Source organism: Mycobacterium sp. SMC-4 (assembly GCF_025263265.1).
In the GTDB taxonomy this organism is placed as follows: Bacteria; Actinomycetota; Actinomycetes; order Mycobacteriales; family Mycobacteriaceae; genus Mycobacterium.
In genome coordinates this window covers 5,100,941-5,120,496 of sequence record NZ_CP079869.1, presented here as the reverse complement: position 1 = coordinate 5,120,496, position 19,556 = coordinate 5,100,941, and the positions used below count along the sequence as shown (strand labels likewise).

Sequence of the window (19,556 nt, the reverse complement as noted above, 5' to 3'; positions counted from 1 at the left end):
TCGCTCAGCATAGGGATTCCGGTGGGATCGGCTCAGCGATTTGGCCGAATCACGGGCCCGGCGTGAGGACGGCCTTGCCCGTCCGCGTCTGCCCGGCGCGATCGATCCAGGTCAGGTCCACCACGTCGCCGGCGTAGTGCCGGTCGAGCACCGTGGTCAGCGTGGTCGCCGAATCGAGCGTCACGCCGTCGACCACGACCAGCAGGTCGCCGTCCATCAGACCGGCCTGCTCGGCCGGCCCGCCCCGCAGCACCTCTTGGATCACCACGCCGGGTGCATCGCGCGCAGCCGTGCGCACGCCGACTCCCAGCAGTACCGGCGGGCCGATGTGCACCGTGTCCGACGGAATGCCGGCCCGGATCTGGTTGGCGATCGCGACGGCGTCGTTGATCGGGATCGCGAAGCCCTTGCCACCCGGGCCCATCCGGAAGTTCACCGACGCGGCCGTGGTGATACCCACCACCTGGCCGTTTCCGTTGACCAGCGGCCCGCCGGAGTCACCGGCGCGTACCGGTGCGGCGAACTCGATGAGACCGGTCAGCTCGTCGGCCGAACCGGTGAGGGTGTCCTCGGCCTTGACCGTGCGGCCGAATCCTGACACGGTGCCGATCTCCTGGGTGAGTGGGCCGGTGGTACCGCGCGCGTTGCCGAGCGCCACCACGGGCTCGCCGGGCACCAGAGCGTTCGCATCGCCCAGCGGGGCGACCGGCAGGCCGGTGGCACCGATCAACTGGATCACGGCGACGTCGCGTCTGCGGTCGTAGCCGACCAGCTGCGCCGGGTACGGCCGGCCGTTGACGGTCGCGGTCACTCGATCGGCGCCCTGCACCACGTGGAAGTTCGTCATCGCCAGGCCGTTGGGGTCGATGACGAAGGCGGTGCCCAATCCGTACACCCCCTGGTAGTCCACCTCGGTGTCGATGCGCACCACGGCGGGCTCCACCTGCAGCGCCGCGGCGATCGGATCACCGGGAACGGCGGCCGCGGGTGCCAGCGGCGCAACGAGAGCGACGATCGCGGCAAACGCGATCACCAGGAGTCTGGGCGAGCGATACGGGCTCATACTCATCAATATTGGCGATGACGTCGACTTCTGTCGACGCGGCCTGGTTCGCTCAGTCCTCGACCGCGATGCCGCCGCGGGTCCGGCGGCGGCGGCCGCCAAGCCCGCTCTTGCCGGCGGGACGGCGGTTCTGCAGTTTCCCTCCGGCATCCTGAGCAGGCTTTTCGCCGTCCTCGTCCGGTGCCTCGGATGCCGCGGTGGGTCCCGGCTGAGGGGCATCATCGGTTGCTGCGGAGCTGTCTGCTGCGGCTGCCCCGAGGGTGTCGGGGGCCTCATCTTCGGTCGCTTCGAGGGCGGTCTCGGTCCCGGTTTCGGCGGCTTCAGTGGCTTCGGTGGCCTCGGTGGCTTCGCCGGTGCTCACCTCGTCGGTCTCAGCTGTCGCTTCGGCCTCAGCTGCCTCGTCATCCTCAGCCGGCCCGCGGCGCCGCGACGTGCGCTGGGAAACCTTCACCGGTTTAGGCGGCGGCGGCGGTAGCTCGGCGACAAAAGCCAGGTAGAACGACCCCATGCCGAGCAGGGCGATCGCTGCGGCAGCGCCGTAGATCCCGAACAACCACTGGCCTGCGGAGTCCACAGAAAGCCAGATCTCACTGATGGCGGTGCCGAGGATCAGCACCCCGGCCAGCACGTGTAGTGCGATCGAGGTGGTGCGCAGGTTCAGCGCCAGCGCGGGCGTGCCGAACTCGGGACGGCGGGTACGCAGCAGGGTCAACAGCACCGGTATCGCGGCCAGCCCGATCAGCGCGGCGGTGACGATGCGCAACGCCGTGCCCAGCGTGTGCGAGGTCTCGCCGAGCAGTTCGAAGGTGCGCGGCAAGACGAAGAAGAAGTAGAGGACACCGGCGGCCAGGGAAAACGACGCGTGCCATGTCACCGCGGCGGTGCGGCCCATACCCCTCCTCGATCGTGGGGCCCGGGGCGCGACCGTGTGTCGAGAGCGGTCGCGGCCCCGGGCTGAGGTGCGGAGGATGCGGGATTTGAACCCGCGAGGGCTGTTAACCCAACCCGCGTTCCAGGCGAGCGCCATAGGCCACTAGGCGAATCCTCCGTCGGCCATGGTAACCGACCCACCCGGGCACCCATAAATTCCTCACCGGCCTACCCGGCGCAGCTCGGATGCCGACGGTATTAGACTCGCCGTGGACCCCGCGCGGCGTCCATCCTGTGAACTCCCCCAGGGCCGGAAGGCAGCAAGGGTCAACGGGCTCTGGCGGGTGCGCGGGGTCCCCTCATCTGTTGAGAGATCCACGCACGACGGTGAAAGGCGAGCGGTGTCTTTTCAGTCACTGGGCCGTGACGAACTGCTCGCGCAGCACGAGCTCCAACAGCGCAATTACGCGGACCTGCAGGCACAGGGACTGCGGCTGGATCTGACCCGGGGAAAGCCGGCGCCCGACCAACTCGATCTGTCCAACGCCCTGTTGGCGCTGCCCGGCCAGGGGGAGTTCAGAGACGGTGAGGGCACCGACACCCGCAACTACGGCGGCCTGCACGGGCTGCCGGAACTGCGCGCCATCTTCGGCGAGCTGCTCGGCATTCCCGTCCAGAACCTGATCGCAGGCAACAACGCGAGCCTCGAGTTCATGCACGATGTGGTCGTCTACTCGCTGTTGCACGGCGGCGTGGACTCGCCCCGGCCCTGGATTCGCGACATCGTCGACGGCGCCGGGGTGAAGTTCTTGTGCCCGGCCCCGGGCTACGACCGGCACTTTGCCATCACCGAGAGCCTCGGTATCGAGATGATCACCGTGCCGATGCTCGAAGACGGCCCCGACGTCGACATGATCGAAGAGCTCGTCGCCGCCGACCCCACCGTCAAGGGGATGTGGTGTGTGCCGACGTACTCCAACCCCACCGGGACCGTCTACTCCTGGGAAGTTGTCCGCCGCCTGGTCCACATGCAAACCGCGGCAGTCGATTTCCGGTTGATGTGGGACAACGCCTATGCGGTGCACACGTTGACCCACGACTTTCCCCGACCCGTCGACGTGCTCGGGCTGGCTGCGGCGGCCAACCACGCCAACCGGCCACTGGTTTTTGCCTCCACCTCGAAGATCACCTACGCGGGTGCCGGCGTGAGCTTCCTGGGCGGGTCGCTGGGCAACATCGCCTGGTATCTACAGCACGCCGGGAAGAAGTCGATCGGTCCCGACAAGGTCAACCAGCTGCGGCACCTGAGGTTCTTCGGCGACGCCGACGGGGTGCGGGTGCACATGCGCCGGCACCAGGAACTGCTGGCGCCGAAGTTCGCGCTGGCACTGCAGATCCTCGAGGACCGGCTGGGCGAGTCGAAGATCGCGTCCTGGACCGAGCCCAAGGGCGGTTACTTCATCAGTCTCGACGTGCTGCCGGGCACCGCCCGGCGGACGGTGGCGCTGGCCAAGGATGCCGGCATCGCCGTGACCGAGGCGGGCGCGTCGTTCCCGTATCGAAAAGACCCGGAAGACAAGAACATCCGCATCGCGCCGACCTTCCCCGGCGCCGATGACCTGCGCGTGGCCATCGACGGCCTGTCGACATGCGCGCTGCTGTCGGCGACCGAGCACCTGCTGGCGCAGCCGGCGGAGAAGTAGTCGGCCCCCCTCGGTAGCCTGCTTGCGTGGCGCTCTACCGCAAGTACCGACCGGCGACCTTCGCAGAAGTCGTCGGCCAGGAACACGTCACCGAGCCGCTGTCCACCGCGCTCAACTCCGGCCGTATCAACCACGCCTACCTGTTCTCGGGCCCGCGGGGGTGTGGCAAGACGTCCTCGGCGCGCATCCTCGCGCGGTCGCTGAACTGCGTGCAGGGCCCGACGGCAACCCCGTGCGGGGTGTGTGACTCGTGCGTCGCGCTGGCCCCCAACGGGCCGGGCAACGTCGACGTCGTCGAACTCGACGCCGCCAGCCACGGCGGCGTGGACGACACCCGTGAGCTTCGTGATCGGGCGTTCTACGCGCCGGCCCAGTCGCGCTACCGCATCTTCATCGTCGACGAAGCCCACATGGTCACGACCGCGGGCTTCAATGCACTGCTCAAGATCGTCGAGGAGCCCCCCGGGCACCTGATCTTCGTGTTCGCGACCACCGAGCCGGAGAAGGTGCTGCCGACCATCCGTTCGCGGACCCACCACTACCCGTTCCGGCTGCTGGCGCCACGCACGATGCGCACGCTGATCGAGAAGATCGTCGCCGCCGAGGACGTGGCGGTCGACGACGCGGTGTACCCGCTGGTCATCCGCGCCGGGGGTGGCTCCCCGCGTGACACCCTCAGCGTGCTGGACCAGTTGCTCGCCGGTGCCGACGGGAACCACGTCGCCTATCAGCGCGCGCTGGCGCTGCTCGGTGCCACCGACGTCGCGTTGATCGACGACGCCATCGACGCGTTGGCCGCCGGTGACGCGGCCGCGCTGTTCGGCGCGGTGGAAGGTGTCGTGGACGCCGGACACGACCCGCGCCGCTTCGCCACCGACCTGCTCGAGCGCTTCCGAGACCTGATCGTGCTGCAGGCCGTGCCCGATGCGGTGGCCCGCGGGGTGGTCGACGGGCCCGAGGACGAACTGGAGCGGATGCGTGAGCAGGCCGCCCGGATCGGGACCGCCACCTTGACCCGCTACGCCGAGGTCATGCACGAGGGGCTCGGCGAGATGCGGGGTGCCACCGCGCCGAGACTGCTGCTCGAGGTCGCCTGCGCGCGGCTGTTGCTGCCGTCGGCCAGTGACACCGAGGCCGCGCTGCTGCAGCGGGTGGAGCGCATCGAGACCCGGCTGGACATGTCCATCCCTGCTGGGCAGGACGCCGTGGCGTCGGCGCCCCGCAAGCAGTTCGTCCGCAAGAGCGAGGCCCCCGCACCGGCACCCGACTCGCCACCTCCGCCCGACTCGCCGCCTCCATCGCCGGTACCATCCGCGGCCCAGGCTGCACCGCCACCGGCACGCGCCACGTCGCCACGCGCTCCCGAACCGCCCCGGGCGGCACCCACACCCGCAACCCCCGAACCCGCTTCCCCGCCACCGGTCCGTCCGCCGGCGGCCCCGGCGGTGGAGGCCCCGCCCGCGACTCCGGCTGCCGCCGTCGCAGCCGGTCAGCCCAACGCCGCAGCGGTACGCAGTATGTGGACCACGGTTCGGGAGAAGGTGCGCGAACGGAGCCGGACCACCGAAGTGATGCTGGCCGGGGCGATCGTGCGCGCCGTCGAGGACAACACCCTCATCCTGAGCCACGAATCCGCGCCGCTGGCCAAAAGGCTGACCGAACAGCGCAACTCCGACGTGATCCGGGAGGCGCTCAAGGACGCGCTCGGGGTGAACTGGACCATCCGCTGCGAGGTCGGCGCGGCCGAGCCGCCCGCCCCGGCGCCGGCGCGCGAGCCCCAACGCGCGCCGGCCGAGCCGCCGCCCCCACCTGAGGAGGACGTCGAAAGCATGCTGGCTGAGGCCAGCCACGTCGACGCCGCTCCGCGTCGGGATCCCGAGGAGGCCGCGCTGGAGCTGTTGCAGAACGAATTGGGGGCGCGCCGCATCGACGGCTGAAGCCCGCCGCTCAGGCTCAGGCGGTCCACCAGGGCCGCAACGGCAGGCCGCCGTCACCTCCGCGATCGTCGACCTTCACCGCCAGTACCTGGTGCAGCTGAATGGCATTCTGCTCGAAGCCGACTCGTGAGGCTGCCATGTAGAGCCCCCACACCTTCGCGGTGGCCAATCCGACCTCGGCGACCGCATCGTCCCAGCGCTCGACGAGATTGCGGCACCAGTCACGCAACGTCAACGCGTAGTGGTGGCGCAGATTCTCCTCGTGCACGACCTCCAGACCGACGTCCTGCACCTCGGTGATGATCCTTCCCGAACCGGTGAGCTCGCCGTCGGGAAACACATAACGGTCGATGAAGCCGCCGGCGGAGGCGGTATGCCGGTTGTTGTTGCGGGTGATGCAGTGGTTCAACAACAGTCCGCCGTCACGCAACCGCGACTTCAGAAAATCGAAATAGCCGGGATAGTTGGCTACGCCGATGTGTTCGGTCAGCCCGATCGAGGACACCGCGTCGAACTGCGTTTCCCGGACGTCGCGGTAATCACTGTGACGCACCTCGGCCAACTCGCCGAGTCCGTCTTCGGCGATCGCCTTCTGCGCCCATTCAGCCTGGTTCTTCGACAACGTCACGCCGAGTGTCTTCACGCCGTGGCGCGCCGCATAGCGCACCATGCCTCCCCAGCCACATCCCACGTCGAGCAGTCGGTCCCCGGGCTTGAGATTGAGCTTCTCGAAAACCAAGCGGTACTTGTTGTCCTGCGCTTGTTCCAATGTCGCGTCCGGATGTGGGTAGCACGCGCAGGTGTAGGTCATCGACGGCCCGAGAACCCATTCGTAGAAGGTGTTCGACACGTCGTAGTGGTGGTGGATCACCTCGGCGTCGCGAGTCTTGCTGTGCCGCAGCCCTTCGGCGACGCGACGCCACCGGGGCAAGGCTTCCTGCGGGGGTGGGGCGATCGGCTTGAGGTGTTCGATACCGATCGAACGGACGATATTGGCCAACACCCGCGCCGGTGGCCGCTTGAAGACCAGCCGATCGGTCAGCGCCGTGAGCAGAGGATAGGGATCACCCGGATGCACTCCGCGCATCTCCAGGTCGCCGGCGATGTACGCGCGCGCCAACCCCAGGTCGTTGGGCGCGGTTGCCAGATAGGTGGTGCCGCGCGGGGTCAACAGCTCCAGTCCCAGGGGGGCGTCCTGCGGGCCGGTGCTGCTGCCGTCGTAGGCGTTGAACCGCAACGGCAACCGGCCACCGACGAGGATCTCGAGAATCTCCGACAGCGAGAGCTTGCCGTGAGTGTGGTCAGCCGTGGTCATTGACATCGCACCGCCTTCGCGTACAGATCGAGGAGCCGAGAGTCCGGGTCGTATACCTTCTTCACCGTGGTGTACACCTCGCCGCCGTAGAGTTCGTCGAAATCCTCTCGGGAGTAGAACGAGTCGGAGTACAGCGACTTGTGCCCGTCAAGATCACTGACTTTACGCTCGATGAGCTTATTGGTGTACCCGTCCTCAGGCCCCACCGGTACCGATGACCAGAAACCCACGTTGACGTAGGTGTGGTCGGGCCGGATGGGGTACAGCGGCCAGCTGTCCGAGGACTCACGAAGCCGCAACGGGCACAACCAGATCGGTTCGATCGGCACCGTACGCAGAAACCAGTCGACGAACTCGACAGTCCGTTCGATCGGCACCTCGATGTCCTGGACCACACGCTCGCGCAGTGGACGGCCAGGGGAGCGGAGGCTGCGGTTCTCGATCCGGTCGGCGATGCCGAAACGCTGGTCGTAGGAGATCAGCTTCCAGTACACGCTGCTGCGCCGGTAGCGCCGCGGCCACCAGCGGCGGATGCGCGGATTCTGGGCGCCGAATGCCCGCGAACACCAGAACCAGTCGGTGTCCCACCGCCACAGGTAGTCATGCACAGTGAGCCGGTCGTGCTTCTCACCGTCGGCATGCTGTAGGGAGCGGTAGTAGATGTGCCGGCCGGTGTAGTCGCTCACCGGGCCTGCGGTGGTGGTCTGCGTGCCGACACACAGATAGCTCTCGTCGGCGCTGAACACCACACCGTCGAGGTAGTCGACGGGTTCGCCGTGCAGGCCGCCTGTCTCGACGATGCGGTCCATCGCCTCGACCAGATCCGCCAGCGAGTGAAAGCGTATGTGGCGCAGTGCGACAAATGGCTTGACCGGCTCCAGCTCGATCGTCAACCGCACTGAATATCCCAGAGTTCCATAGGAATTCGGGAAAGTGCGAAACAGGTCGGAGTTCTCGTCGGGCGCGGCGCGGATGACGTCTCCGGTGCCGGTGAGGATGTCCATCTCCAGCACGGACTCATGGGGCAGACCATTGCGAAACGAAGTCGACTCGATGCCCAGGCCGGTGACCGCGCCACCCAAGGTGATGGTCTTGAGCTGCGGAACCACCAGCGGTGAAAGTCCGTACGGCAGTGTCGCGGCGACCAGGTCCTCATAGGTGCACATGCCCGCGACCTCTGCGGTGCGCGCGTCCGGGTCGACGGCGATGACGCCGGTCAGGCCCGAGACGTCAAGACCCGGCGCACCGGTTTTCGCGCGGGCGCGGAACAGATTCGACGTGGGCTTGGCGAGACGGACGGTGGCATCGGCGGGGATGGCCCGGTAGCTGGCCAACAGTCGCTGCACACCGTCTGCATGCGCAGCCCGTGCGTCGGTCGAGGCAACAGACACACATATACGCTAGTCCGCAGCGGCAACGGATGCTAACGCTACTGACGAGGAGGGTGCACTGATGGGACAGGTCAGCGCGACGAGTTCGGTTCTGATCGATGCCGATCCGGTGGCCGTGCTGGCCGCGGTCGCCGACTACGAGGCGATGCGCCCCAAGATCCTCTCCGAGCACTACAGCGGATATCAGGTACTCGAAGGCGGCCAGGGCGCCGGCACCGTGGCCCAGTGGAAGCTGCAGGCCACCAAGTCGCGCTCACGCGAGGTCAAGGCCACCGTCGATGTGGCCGGCCGCACCGTCATCGAGAAGGATGCCAACTCCTCGATGGTGACCAACTGGACCGTCGCTCCGGCAGGTCCGGGCTCTTCGGTGACCGTCAAGACGTCCTGGAAGGGTGCCGGCGGCATCGGGGGATTCTTCGAGAGGACGTTCGCCCCGATCGGGCTGCGCAAGATCCAGGCGCAGGTCCTGGGCAACCTCAAACGCGAGATCGAGGGCACCGTGGCCGTCGAGGGCACCCAGGGCTAGGCGGCGCGGGCGCTCGTCTGGGTCGACAGGAACGCCACGATGCCGCGCACCACGGCGTCGGCGTACTTCTGTCGGCCCTCCGGCGTCTTCATCAGCGCGGAGTCGGCCGGATTCTTCATGTTGCCCAGCTCGACGAGTATCGACGGGTACTGGGCCAGATTCAGTCCGGCGATGTCGGAGCGCGGGTTCAGTCCGGAGGACCCGATGTAGGTGGCCGGCGGGATCCCGGAGGCGGCCAGCTGGTCGCGCATCACCCGGGCGAACTGCACCGAGGGCCCGGCCTGCGCGGCATTGAGCGGCGGCGCCGAGTACAGCACGTGGAAACCGCGTCCGGTGGGCGGTCCACCGTCGGCGTGGATCGACACCACGGCGTTGGGCGAGAGCGCGTTGGCCATCGCGGCCCGCTCGTCGACGCAGGGACCCAAGCCGGTGTCGTCGCCGCGAGACATCGCGGTACGCACACCGAGCGCGTGCAGGGCCGCGCGGATGCGCAGCGTGGTGTCCCAATTGAAGGTGTGCTCCGGGTAGCCGTCGGCGGTCGAGGTGCCGCTGGTCTGGCAGTCCTTGGTGCCGCCGCGGCCGGTGGGCACCTGGCGACTGATCGACGCGTCGTTGGAACCGTTGTGACCGGGATCGAGGAACACGATCTTGCCGGCGACATTGGACGGGGCAGCGTGGGCGGGAGCGGAAAGCGTGGCTGCGGCGACGATCGTGGCCACCGCAGCGGCTCCGACACGCAGGATGGCTGGCACGGGCACGGCGCCACGGTAGCGCCGCTGCGGACTACCCTGGAAGTCCGAAGTGCCGCTTGTGGACGAGCGCAACCAAGTCGAGACCGATATTAGATCGATCTGTATACCGAACACGCAAAGAGGATCAGTCATGCAGCCCGGTGGCCAACCAGATATGTCCGCACTGCTCGCTCAGGCCCAGCAGGTGCAACAGCAGTTGATGGAGGCGCAGGAGGCGCTCGCCAACGCCCGGGTGCACGGGCAGGCCGGCGGCGGTCTCGTCCAGATCACCATGCGTGGCAGTGGCGAGGTGGTCGGCGTGTCGATCGACCCCAAGGTCGTCGACCCCGCAGATATCGAGACGTTGCAGGACCTCATCGTCGGCGCGATCGCCGACGCCGCCAAACAGGTCACCATCCTGGCCCACGACCGGCTCGGTCCGTTGGCCGGCGGTATGGGTGGCCTGGGCCTGCCGGGGATGTGACGGTTGTTCGAAGGACCCGTCCAGGACCTGATCGACGAACTCGGCAAGCTGCCCGGAGTCGGGCCTAAGAGCGCCCAGCGCATCGCGTTCCACTTGCTCTCGGTCGAGCCGCCCGACATCGACCGGCTGACCGCGGTGCTCAATCGGGTCCGCGACGGGGTCACCTTCTGCGCGGTGTGCGGCAATGTCAGCGACGCAGAACGCTGCCGGATCTGCAGCGACTCCCGCCGCGACGCCTCGCTGGTGTGCGTCGTCGAGGAACCCAAGGACGTCCAGGCCGTCGAGCGCACCCGCGAGTTCCGCGGCCGCTATCACGTGCTCGGCGGGGCGCTGGATCCGCTGTCGGGGATCGGTCCCGACCAGTTGCGCATCCGCGAGCTGCTCAACCGCATCGGTGAGCGCGTCGACGGTGTCGACATCTCCGAGGTGATCATCGCGACCGACCCCAACACCGAGGGGGAGGCCACCGCGACCTACCTGGTGCGGATGCTGCGTGACATTCCCGGGCTGACCGTCACGCGGATCGCCTCCGGCCTGCCGATGGGCGGTGATCTGGAGTTCGCCGACGAGTTGACGCTGGGGCGGGCGCTGGCCGGCCGTCGTGCGATGGTGTGAGGCGGGGACCCGATTCGCGGCTCGCCGCGGGGGCCCGATTCGCGGCTCGCCGCGGGGGCCCGATTCGCGGCTCGCCGCGGATGGTCTCGTAACCGAACTGGTCCTGCAGATTGGCATAGACGTCTTTGAGCTCATCGGCGTCGGCGGCATGGTCCAGCCTGCCCCCGGACAGCTCGGTCACCCTGGCCAGGGTGCTGTCGCGACGGGCACCGCCACCTGCAGATCCTTGTGGTCCAGGAAACCGTGGGCAGTGCCGAACGAGATCGCCGAGATCGGGACGCCTTGCTCGTTGGCGGTACGGGCCGCGGTGAACGCCCCCTCGACGCATCGGGGTTGGAGGGCACATTCTCCTCACCTGTCCAGCAACTCCATGTTGGCGAACCGCAGCATCCGCCGGTGCCGATGGCGTGCGGCGACGAGGTAGAGCGCCACCAATCCGGCGATCACCACCAGGAACAGGAAGAACCACCCACGTTGGAACCCCGACATGCTCATCGGTCCTAACAGCGGCAAGGTCATCTCAGACAGTCGCTTCCTGGTGCTCGGGGTGGTCAGTTCGAGGGAGCATCGGTGCGGTACACCGCATCCTCGGTGGTGTTGGTGTCGGCACTGGTGTGCCAGTGCACCGTGTGCACGCCAGGTTGCTGAGACAGTTGCGCCACGAGGTGCTCCAGCCGCGTGGGAGCGTCACCATCGACGAGCAACGACGCCGTCACGTCGATGTCGTCACCCGAGCGACCCGCACGGATGCCGCGCAAGATCACGTCGTGACCGCCGGTGTGAGCGACGATGTGCGCCCGCACCTGTTGTTCGATCTCCGGGCAGCAGGTGAGGTTGAGCTGGTGCGGTCGCAGGTCTTCGTCGGGCTCAGGGGATGTGTCGTGATCGATGAGCCGACCGAGGGGACGGCCCAGAAGGTGGGCCGCAACGATGGCCACGGTGGCGGTCAATGCGAACAACAACAGCCCCTGGGCTGCCAGCACGCCGACGGCAGCCGAGCACCACAGGGTGGCGGCGGTGTTGAGGCCGCGGACGTTGAGTCCGTCACGCAGAATCACCCCGGCACCCAGGAATCCGATTCCCGAGACCACGTATGAGGCGACGCGGGTAGGGCTGGTGTCGTCGCCGACGGCCACCGAATAGAGCACGAAGAGTGTCGCCCCGGTCGCGACCAGGGCATTGGTGCGCAGACCGGCCATCCGGGCACGCCATTGCCGTTCCAGTCCGATCAGCGCGCCGCATCCCAGCCCGACTCCGAGCCGCAGTACAAAGTCGACGATGGACAGAGTCTCCATGGCGAAAGTCCTTTCCGAGGAGCAGATTCGGCCCATGGGCAGGCAACGAAGCGGGCAGGCGCCCTCGATGCAACGCAGTGACATGGGTGAACTGTGAAAACACCTGCTCGGCTGTTGCACTGGGCACGGCGGGCCCGTCGTCGTGGTGGTGGGCCACCGTGATCACCCGGTCAACCACGTGGTGGCGCAACCGCTGTCGCAGGTGTTGATTCGGGCCGCGTCAGCGGACCGGGTTCGGCCTCAGATCCGAAAAACCCGTCGTGCGACTGCGACCCGAGCTTCTAGACCCAGGACTCATGTGTCACACCTCCTCTGGGTCGGGGTACTGAACACATCCTGCCACAACAATCAAACAAATGTACAAGTGTTTCTGTGACGGCCTAGCCTGAGACGGGCTGTGTGCGTGACCTCAGTCCTACCGGTAACCGCCGGTACCCGTGCAGAGTCACCAGGCCGCGCCGCTGCGCAGGACCCTGCATCGTCAGGTCCGGAAAACGGGTGAACAACTCCCGCAACGCCGTCGCGCCCTCGATGCGAGCCAGCGCCGCGCCCAGGCAGACGTGGATACCGGTCGCGAATGCCAGATGTTCGCGCGCGTTCGGTCGGGAGATGTCGAACCGGTGGGGATGTTCGAAGACCTGCGGGTCGTGATTGGCGCCGCCCAGCAGCATCACGATGACTTCACCCCGGGACACTTTGCGCCCGGCGATCACCTTGTCGCATAGTGCAGTTCGGGCTGTCATCTGCACCGGGCTGTCGTAGCGCAGGATCTCCTCCACCGCTGCGGGCCACAACGAAGGGTCCTCGCGCAGCAGGGCCAGTTGCTCTGGGTGGTCGAGCAGCGCAACGATGCCGTTGCCGATCAGATTCACCGTCGTCTCCACCCCGGCTCCGACGAGTAACGCTGCATTGGCGATCAATTCACGACCGGCCAGGCTGCCGTCGAGGGCGAGCTTACTGAACGGTGTGCCGTCCGCGCCGTGGGCGTGCAGGCGACGAAAGTGTGCACCGAGGTAGTTCTCCACATCGGTGAGCTCGTCGATCGCGGGGCGGAATTGCCGCCACGCGATCCCGATGTCGAGCAGCGCGGCCACCCGCCGGCCCCAGCCCAGGATCCGCGGCCTGGCCTGGTCGGGCACCCCGAGCATCTCCGAGATGACCGCGGCGGGCAGTTGCGCGGCGTAGTCGGCGATCAGGTCCACACGGTCGCGGCGCTCCAGTTCATCGAGCAGGCCCGAGGTCAGATCGCCGATCCGGGTGTCGAGTTCTGCGATGGACCTTGGGCTGAAGCTGCGCGCCACCAGGCGTCGGTACTCGGTGTGCTGTGGCGGGTCGACCATCAACATCGACGGCGGCTCCACCGGGTTGGGCAGCCCCGGGTCCACCCGCCGGACGAGTCCGAGCAGACGGTCGGGAAGTCCGGTCTCCGACGGGTCGGCCACCCCGAAATCGTTGTCCCGAAGCACCGTCCGACATACGGCGTGATCGGCGGTGGCCCACACCACGGGTGTGCGCAGCAGCGGTCCTGCATCGCGGATCTCCTCGAGCAGGGCCAACCGGTCACCGTGCCCGAGCATCAGCTGCCCCAGCGGCTCACCGCGGCGCGCGCGGACCGTCAGGAATGCCCGCGGCACGCCGTGCACGGTGGCCCAGCGCAACCAGATGGCCGGGCGGGACCTCATGCGACCGTCAGACCACCGGCGCGTGGACCGGTGAAGTAGTCGACCATCCGCTGCTCACCCCGATCGAGGGCGCGAACCCGCACCGACCGACGTGCCGCGGTGTCCAGCAGAGCCCGCAGTCCCGGGTTGGCCGCGGCGAGCTCGGCACGGGCCCGCTCGGCGGGCACGTCGTCGTAGGACGCCTGGTCGAGTTTTGCCGCCAGCATGGTGACCCACCGGTGCCGCAGCGCCAGCAGCAATCCCTCCTCGTCGCCGAAGAGCCTGCGGACGTCGTCGGAGGCACTGGCCATCGCCAAAGCCTCCTCGGGGTCCGTCGTCGCGCGTTCGACCATGTCGGCCATGAACGCCATCCGCTCGTGCAATTGAGACCATGTCATGGCATCGACGTTACGAATCCGGCCCTACGGTGTCGTCGTTCCCAGGTCCGATCTTGTGCTCCTACCGTGGTAGGAGAACCGGTGCCTACCACGGACTGATGCCACCGACCCGATCACGCCGATAAACTGGCCTGATGCTGGCTGCGGTGAAGCGTCGACTGCGGGGGTATGCGGCTGCCAAGGAGGCCAGTCTGCCCGGCGGTTTCTCCTGGCCGACCATCGTCAGCGTCGACGTCACCTTGACCATCATGCTGGTGATCGCCGCCGTCCAGCGCCCTTTCAGCGAGTGGTGGATCGGTGCTATCGCACTGGTTCTGGCCAGCCTGCCGTGGTTGATCTTCGTGACCTTCGACGTGGTGGCCTTCGAAGCGGTCGCATTGGGTGTGGCGTGGACAGGCGCTGTCACCCTGCTGTTGTTCGCCACCTCCACACCGATCGAAGGAGATTTCGCGCCGGTCGTGCTCAGCCTGGTGACCGGTGTGGTCGGGTCGGTGGCGACGCTGCGCGGAGGCCTGCTCGCGGCGGCCGCAGCGGCAGCCGTACTGCTCGGTGCGGCGGCGTTGGACCGGGTGCACACGCCGATGCTCTACCTGTCCTTCATCGGAATCGGTTGGCTGGTCGGCTATCTGATGAGGGTTCAACAGCAGCTGCTGATCGAGCAGCGCAGAGCGCAGCAGAAACTCTCCGAGCTCGCGGCAAGCGACGAGCGCCGCCGCATCGCTCGTGAGGTGCACGATGTCATCGCCCACTCGCTGAGCGTGACGCTGCTGCACGTAACCGGGGCCCGCCGCGCCCTGCGCGAGGACGGTGAGATCGACGAGGCGGTCGAGGCGCTCGAGCAGGCCGAACAGCTGGGTCGTCAAGCCATGGCTGACATCCGTCGCACGGTCGGGTTGCTCGATGACGGTGTCAACAAGGTCACTCCCGAGCCCGGCGTCGCCGACATCGCGACACTCGTGGACGACTTCGTCCGTGCCGGTCTGGCGGTCACCTATGATGCGCGTGGCCAACTGGACAGGATCTCGGCGGCCGCCGGGTTGGCGCTGTACCGCATCGCCCAAGAGTCGCTGGCCAACATCGCCAAGCACGCGCCCGACACCTGTGCGCGCATGTCGCTGGAACTGGACGCCTCGGCCGCCGTGCTCACCGTCGCCAACCGGTTGCCGGTTCCCGTCGTCGGCCGGTGCGGCACCGCCGGCCGCGGGATGCTCGGGATGAGGCAGCGGGTCGAGCTCCTCGGCGGACGAATCCAGGCCGGCCCGAACGACGACGAATGGACGGTGCGGGCGGTCGTCCCGATCGACGAGGACCCCGCGTGCCCTTTCCGGTGGTGTTAGCTGATGACCGGCGACGTCGTCACCGCGCTGCTCGTCGACGACCAGGAACTGGTGCGCTCTGGCCTGCGCCGCATCCTGCGCCGCAAAGACGGCATCGTCGTCGTCGCTGAGTGTTCCGACGGCGACGAAGTGCCCGCTGCGGTCGCCGAGCACCGGCCTGACGTCGTGGTGATGGATCTGCGCATGAAGCGGGTCAACGGGATCGAGGCGACGCGCGAGCTCACGGCCGGTGGCGGACCGCCGGTTCTGGCGCTGACGACGTTCAGTGATGACGAGCTGCTCTCGGGCGTACTACGGGCCGGGGCAGCTGGATTCGTGCTGAAGGACTCGCCGGCCGAGGAACTCATCCGTGCGGTGCACGCGGTGGCCCGTGGAGACGGCTATCTGGACCCTTCGATCACCGGTCGGGTGCTCAGTACCTACCGGACCGCAGCCGAGGAACCGGACGTCGAGTCGGTAGACGACCTGACACCTCGCGAGCTCGACGTGTTGCGGCTGATGGCCAAAGGCCGTTCCAATTCCGAGATCGCCGCCGAGCTGGTGATTTCGGGCGTCACGGTCAAGAGCCACATCGGCCGCATCTTCCTCAAGTTGCGGTTACGTGACCGGGCCGCAGCGATCGTGTACGCCTACCAGCACGGCATCGTTGCGGCCCGATAGGTTCACACCCGCCGGGGCGCGGCCAGCCGTTCCCGGCGCAGCTGCCGGACCTCCGGCAGGTCCAGCGGTGCCAACCGACCCACCACCTTGGCCAGCAGGTGGTCGGCCAGCTCGGGGTTGCGGGCCAGACAACAGCCATGCAGGTACGTTGCGACGACAGAACCCTGCACGGCACCGTCGTAACCGTCACCGGCCCGGTTGCCCGCGCCCTTGGTCACCGCTGCCAACGGTCGGGCATCGGTGCCCAGAACCGTTCCGCCGCGGTGGTTCTCGAATCCGGTGAGCGGCTCGGTCAACCCGTCGACCAAAGGTGTGGCGGCGACCTCGCCGATGGTGCGCTCGGGCTGCGGTGAGGTCGTCACGTCCAGCACGCCGACGCCGTCGACCCGCTCGCCGGCCGAGGTCTCATACCAGTGTCCGAGGACCTGGATCGCCGCACAGATCGCCAATACCGGCGCGCCACGTGAAATGGCCTGCTGCAGACCGGGATAACGGCTCAGGTGCCTGGTGGCCAAACGTTGCGCGTAGTCCTCGGCCCCGCCCAGGGTGTAGAGGTCCAGTTCGGCCGGCACCGGGTCGTCGAGCGTGATCTCGACGATCTCGGCGGCAATGCCGCGCAGCCGCAACCGTTGGCGCAGCACCAACGAATTGCCGCCGTCACCGTAGGTGCCCATCACGTCGGGCAACACCAACCCGATCCGCACCGTGGACTCGCTCACTGCGACAACCGCCTGTTCAACTGCAGGAACGCGGTGTAGTTGGCCAATACCTCGACATGACCGGGTGGACACGACGCGATAGCGGCCATCGTGTCGTGTACCAATGTGTGCTCGACCCCCGCGTACCCCAGTCGCACCGCCAGATCGGTGCCGCGCTCCCCGGAAGCGACCACCGGGACGTTCTCGAAGTGTTCGAATCGCACGTCCCACAACCACGACAGGTCCTCGCCGTCGGGCACCTGGCCGTTGACCGAGATCACCACACCGGCGGCGTCGCGATCCAGCATCGACAACGCCTCCTGCCAGCCGGCCGGGTTCTTGGCCAGCAGCATCCGCACGGTGTGCGCGCCGACCTGCACAGTCCGATATCTCCCGGCCACCTCGTCCACGGCCGAGACCGCAGCCACCGCTGCGGCGGGGTCCGCGCCAAGGGCCACCGCCGCGGCCACCGCCTGCGCGGCGTTGCCCCGGTTGACCGTGCCGGGCAGCGTCAACGTCATCGGCAGCACCAGACCGTCGGGGCCGTGCAGGTGCGAGTCGTCGAACCACCAGTCCGGGTCAGGGCGCTTGAAATCGCAGCCGGTGGAGTACCAGTGCCGGTCCTGTCGGACGATCACCTCGCCGGTGCGTGGACAGCTCACCGAATCGCTGGCCCAGCTGCCCCCGGCGGCCACCCACACTGCGTTGGGGCTGTCATAGGCGGCCGAGGTCATCAGCACGTCGTCACAGTTGGCCACCACGACGGCGGCGGGGTGGCGGGCCAGTCCGGCGCGCAGCGTGCGCTCGATGTGGTTGATCTCACCCACGCGGTCGAGTTGGTCGCGCGACAGATTCAGCAGGACGATCACCGCGGTGTCGACCGCGTCCAACACGTGCGGTACGTGCATCTCGTCGACCTCGAGCGCGGCCAGCGGCGCCCGCGGCGCCAACGCCAACGCCGCGACCAGGCCCGCGTCCATGTTGGCGCCCTCGGCATTGGTGGCCACCTGTCCGAGCGTGCCCAGCGCGGCCGCGGTCATCCGGGTGGTGGTGGACTTGCCGTTGGTGCCGGTCACGACCACCGCGCGGCGGTCGCGGCCCAGCTGGCCCAGAATCGAGCGGTCCAGTGTCATGGCGACCAGACCGCCGATCATCGCTCCCGCGCCCCGACCGGTCACCCGTGACGCCCATCGCGCCGCGGCGCCTGCCGCGAGCGCCACCCGTCCGCGCGCAGTGACCATGCCGGGAGTGTAGAAGAGCGGCCGACACGCGGTGAGATGGAGCACGGCTTGTCGGCGGTGCGTGCCATCCTCGGAGAATGAGCCCGACCGTCGCGACCCGCTGGGGCAGGCCAGCTGATCAGCCCGGGTCGGGCTGGGCCGTCGTCGACGTCGAGACCACCGGTTTCCGTCCTGGTCAGGCACGGGTGGTCAGCATCGCCGCGCTGGCCCTCAGCGACGACGGCAACGTCGAGAACAGCTTCTACAGCTTGCTGAACCCGGGTGTCGATCCCGGTCCCACCCATGTGCACGGCCTCACCGCCGAGATGCTGGCCGGCCAACCGGCCTTCGGTGACATCGTCGGCGACCTCGCCGAGGTGCTGCGCGGACGAACCCTGGTCGCCCACAACGCCGGTTTCGACTATGCGTTCCTGGCCGCCGAGGCCGAACTGGTACACGCCGAGCTGCCCGTCGATTCGGTCATGTGCACTGTCGAGCTGGCCCGGCGATGCGATCTGGGGCTGGAGAATCTCCGTCTGGAGACCCTGGCCGCACACTGGGGCGTCACCCAGATCCGGCCGCACGACGCGCTCGACGACGCGATGGTGCTGGCGCAGATCCTCAAGCCGGTGCTGGTGCGCGCAGCGGAGCGTCGCAAGTGGCTGCCCGTGCACCCGGTGACGCGGCGGCGTTGGCCCAACGGGCGCGTCACCCATGAGGAAATGCGCCCGCTCAAGGCGCTCGCCGCGCGCATGCCGTGCCCCTACGCCAACCCGGGCCGCCACGTCGCCGGACGACCACTGGTGCAGGGCATGCGGGTGGCGTTGGCCGCCGAAGTCGACTGCACCCACGAGGAGCTCGTCGAACGACTCCTGGCGGCCGGTCTGGCTTACACCGACACCGTCGATGCCCACACGTCGCTGGTGGTGTGCGACACCGCGGCGCCCGAACAGGGAAAGGCCTATCAGGCCGGCGAATTCGGGGTCCCGCTGCTGGGCAGCGCGGCGTTCCTCGCCGCGCTGGACGCGGTCATCGGCGGCTCGGCCATCGAAGAGTTCACCGAGGCCTCACCGGCCGGTGATCAGTTCACCCTGTTCTGACGTACCGAGCGCGCGGGCTTTCAGACGGTCGAACTCGGTCTGGGAAATCGTTCCGGCATCCAGCAGCGCTTTGGCGTCGGCGATGTCCTGGGCTGGACTGCGCCCGGCTGCCTGCCGGATGTAATCGTCGGTCTCCCGTTTGGCCTGCAGCGCCTGTTCACGGGCCCGCTCCGCCATGCCTCGGCCGCGGACGATCAGGTAGACCAGCGCAGTCAGATACGGCAGCGCCACGAGAAAGATCACCCACACCGCCTTGATCCATCCCGAGGTCTTGTGGTCGCGCCAGAACAGGTCGGCCAGGATGGTGAACAGGATGAGCAGATAGGCGATGAACGCGAAGATCACGAGCATCGACCAGAAGTAGTCCCAGAATGAATCCCACATGACGGCTCCTTGACCCAGGTGACACGGTGTGCGTGAGCCTCAGTCAAGCCGTGCTGCCGGAGCCGGAGCAGAGTCCAAAGACCCCGGAATTCGGCGGCGATGCCTCGTCAGGCGTGCGCGGCCCGGTGACCGCCGACACCGGCGTAATACGCGAGGCACTCCCGTGAC

At 67.9% G+C, this 19,556-nt stretch carries 19 protein-coding genes, 1 tRNA gene, 1 other RNA gene and 1 pseudogene; 9 read left to right on the top strand and 13 right to left on the bottom strand.

All coding sequences use genetic code 11. The features are described from left to right. Positions 1–49: 49 nt before the first annotated feature. The 3 genes from KXD98_RS24440 to KXD98_RS24430 all read right to left on the bottom strand — a co-directional run bounded on the left by KXD98_RS24440 (position 50) and on the right by KXD98_RS24430 (position 2,111). Positions 50–1,069: a S1C family serine protease gene (locus tag KXD98_RS24440; protein WP_260760892.1), complete on the bottom strand. Its 1,020-nt coding sequence runs from the start codon at positions 1,067–1,069 to the stop codon at positions 50–52. A gap of 46 nt (positions 1,070–1,115) precedes the next feature. Then, a complete protein-coding gene (locus KXD98_RS24435; RefSeq protein WP_260760891.1) occupies positions 1,116–1,955 on the bottom strand; it encodes a hypothetical protein in 840 nt (279 codons plus the stop codon). Between the two features lie 70 nt (positions 1,956–2,025). Then, a tRNA-Ser gene (locus KXD98_RS24430) sits at positions 2,026–2,111 on the bottom strand. Between the two features lie 90 nt (positions 2,112–2,201). On the opposite strand from KXD98_RS24430, the gene ffs reads away from it, so the two are divergent. From ffs to KXD98_RS24415, 3 genes are all read left to right on the top strand, one after another. Beyond that, an RNA gene (ffs, locus tag KXD98_RS24425) (signal recognition particle sRNA small type) lies at positions 2,202–2,296 on the top strand. Positions 2,297–2,334: 38 nt separating this feature from the next. Continuing rightward, on the top strand, positions 2,335–3,636 hold the full coding sequence (locus KXD98_RS24420; RefSeq protein WP_260760890.1) for an aminotransferase class I/II-fold pyridoxal phosphate-dependent enzyme: 1,302 nt from the start codon (positions 2,335–2,337) through the stop codon (positions 3,634–3,636). A 26-nt stretch (positions 3,637–3,662) separates the two neighbouring features. Further along, the gene (locus KXD98_RS24415) at positions 3,663–5,573 is read left to right on the top strand and encodes a DNA polymerase III subunits gamma/tau (RefSeq protein WP_260760889.1); all 1,911 of its coding nucleotides are present in this window, start codon (positions 3,663–3,665) and stop codon (positions 5,571–5,573) included. 16 nt (positions 5,574–5,589) lie between these two features. Here KXD98_RS24415 and KXD98_RS24410 read toward each other — a convergent pair whose 3' ends face one another. Further along, complete coding sequence (locus KXD98_RS24410; RefSeq protein ID WP_260760888.1) at positions 5,590–6,888, bottom strand: class I SAM-dependent methyltransferase; 1,299 nt, start codon at positions 6,886–6,888, stop codon at positions 5,590–5,592. Beyond that, positions 6,885–8,279 carry an FAD-binding oxidoreductase gene (locus KXD98_RS24405; protein ID WP_260760887.1) on the bottom strand — a complete coding sequence of 465 codons (1,395 nt, stop codon included), beginning with the start codon at positions 8,277–8,279 and terminating at the stop codon, positions 6,885–6,887. The genes KXD98_RS24410 and KXD98_RS24405 overlap by 4 nt, the downstream gene beginning before the upstream one ends. Positions 8,280–8,340: 61 nt before the next feature. On the opposite strand from KXD98_RS24405, the gene KXD98_RS24400 reads away from it, so the two are divergent. Beyond that, the gene (locus KXD98_RS24400) at positions 8,341–8,805 is read left to right on the top strand and encodes an SRPBCC family protein (protein ID WP_260760886.1); all 465 of its coding nucleotides are present in this window, start codon (positions 8,341–8,343) and stop codon (positions 8,803–8,805) included. Here the strand turns inward: KXD98_RS24400 and KXD98_RS24395 are convergent. Continuing rightward, entirely contained in the window at positions 8,802–9,557 is a 756-nt protein-coding gene (locus KXD98_RS24395; RefSeq protein ID WP_260765393.1) for an Rv3717 family N-acetylmuramoyl-L-alanine amidase, read from the bottom strand. The two genes, KXD98_RS24400 and KXD98_RS24395, sit on opposite strands and share 4 nt — an antisense overlap. A 130-nt stretch (positions 9,558–9,687) precedes the next feature. Here KXD98_RS24395 and KXD98_RS24390 point away from each other — a divergent pair, with 130 nt between their 5' ends. After that, on the top strand, positions 9,688–10,020 hold the full coding sequence (locus KXD98_RS24390) for a YbaB/EbfC family nucleoid-associated protein (protein ID WP_260760885.1): 333 nt from the start codon (positions 9,688–9,690) through the stop codon (positions 10,018–10,020). Between the two features lie 3 nt (positions 10,021–10,023). Then, positions 10,024–10,635, top strand: a complete 612-nt coding sequence (gene recR, locus KXD98_RS24385; protein WP_260760884.1) for a recombination mediator RecR — start codon at positions 10,024–10,026, stop codon at positions 10,633–10,635. Between the two features lie 58 nt (positions 10,636–10,693). Here the strand turns inward: recR and KXD98_RS24380 are convergent. The 4 genes and pseudogenes from KXD98_RS24380 to KXD98_RS24365 form a co-directional block, all read right to left on the bottom strand. Next, positions 10,694–11,154, bottom strand: a pseudogene (locus tag KXD98_RS24380) (hypothetical protein); the annotation flags it as partial. A gap of 32 nt (positions 11,155–11,186) precedes the next feature. Then, positions 11,187–11,930, bottom strand: a complete 744-nt coding sequence (locus KXD98_RS24375; protein WP_260760883.1) for an MgtC/SapB family protein — start codon at positions 11,928–11,930, stop codon at positions 11,187–11,189. A 380-nt stretch (positions 11,931–12,310) separates the two neighbouring features. Beyond that, positions 12,311–13,612: a cytochrome P450 gene (locus KXD98_RS24370; protein ID WP_260760882.1), complete on the bottom strand. Its 1,302-nt coding sequence runs from the start codon at positions 13,610–13,612 to the stop codon at positions 12,311–12,313. Then, entirely contained in the window at positions 13,609–13,989 is a 381-nt protein-coding gene (locus KXD98_RS24365) for a hypothetical protein (protein WP_260760881.1), read from the bottom strand. The genes KXD98_RS24370 and KXD98_RS24365 overlap by 4 nt, the downstream gene beginning before the upstream one ends. A 134-nt stretch (positions 13,990–14,123) precedes the next feature. Here KXD98_RS24365 and KXD98_RS24360 point away from each other — a divergent pair, with 134 nt between their 5' ends. Together KXD98_RS24360 and KXD98_RS24355 are read left to right on the top strand one after the other, a co-directional pair. Further along, entirely contained in the window at positions 14,124–15,326 is a 1,203-nt protein-coding gene (locus KXD98_RS24360) for a sensor histidine kinase (protein WP_260760880.1), read from the top strand. Positions 15,327–15,329: 3 nt separating this feature from the next. Beyond that, the gene (locus KXD98_RS24355) at positions 15,330–15,986 is read left to right on the top strand and encodes a response regulator transcription factor (RefSeq protein ID WP_260760879.1); all 657 of its coding nucleotides are present in this window, start codon (positions 15,330–15,332) and stop codon (positions 15,984–15,986) included. 2 nt (positions 15,987–15,988) lie between these two features. Here KXD98_RS24355 and KXD98_RS24350 read toward each other — a convergent pair whose 3' ends face one another. Together KXD98_RS24350 and KXD98_RS24345 are read right to left on the bottom strand one after the other, a co-directional pair. Further along, positions 15,989–16,660, bottom strand: coding sequence for a type 1 glutamine amidotransferase (locus KXD98_RS24350; RefSeq protein ID WP_260765392.1), 672 nt, complete (start codon positions 16,658–16,660; stop codon positions 15,989–15,991). Between the two features lie 41 nt (positions 16,661–16,701). After that, complete coding sequence (locus tag KXD98_RS24345; protein WP_260760878.1) at positions 16,702–17,925, bottom strand: MurT ligase domain-containing protein; 1,224 nt, start codon at positions 17,923–17,925, stop codon at positions 16,702–16,704. 77 nt (positions 17,926–18,002) lie between these two features. On the opposite strand from KXD98_RS24345, the gene KXD98_RS24340 reads away from it, so the two are divergent. Beyond that, complete coding sequence (locus tag KXD98_RS24340) at positions 18,003–19,004, top strand: DEDDh family exonuclease (protein WP_260760877.1); 1,002 nt, start codon at positions 18,003–18,005, stop codon at positions 19,002–19,004. Here the strand turns inward: KXD98_RS24340 and KXD98_RS24335 are convergent. Further along, a complete protein-coding gene (locus KXD98_RS24335) occupies positions 18,972–19,388 on the bottom strand; it encodes a hypothetical protein (protein WP_260760876.1) in 417 nt (138 codons plus the stop codon). The genes KXD98_RS24340 and KXD98_RS24335 overlap by 33 nt on opposite strands. Positions 19,389–19,556 lie beyond the last annotated feature (168 nt).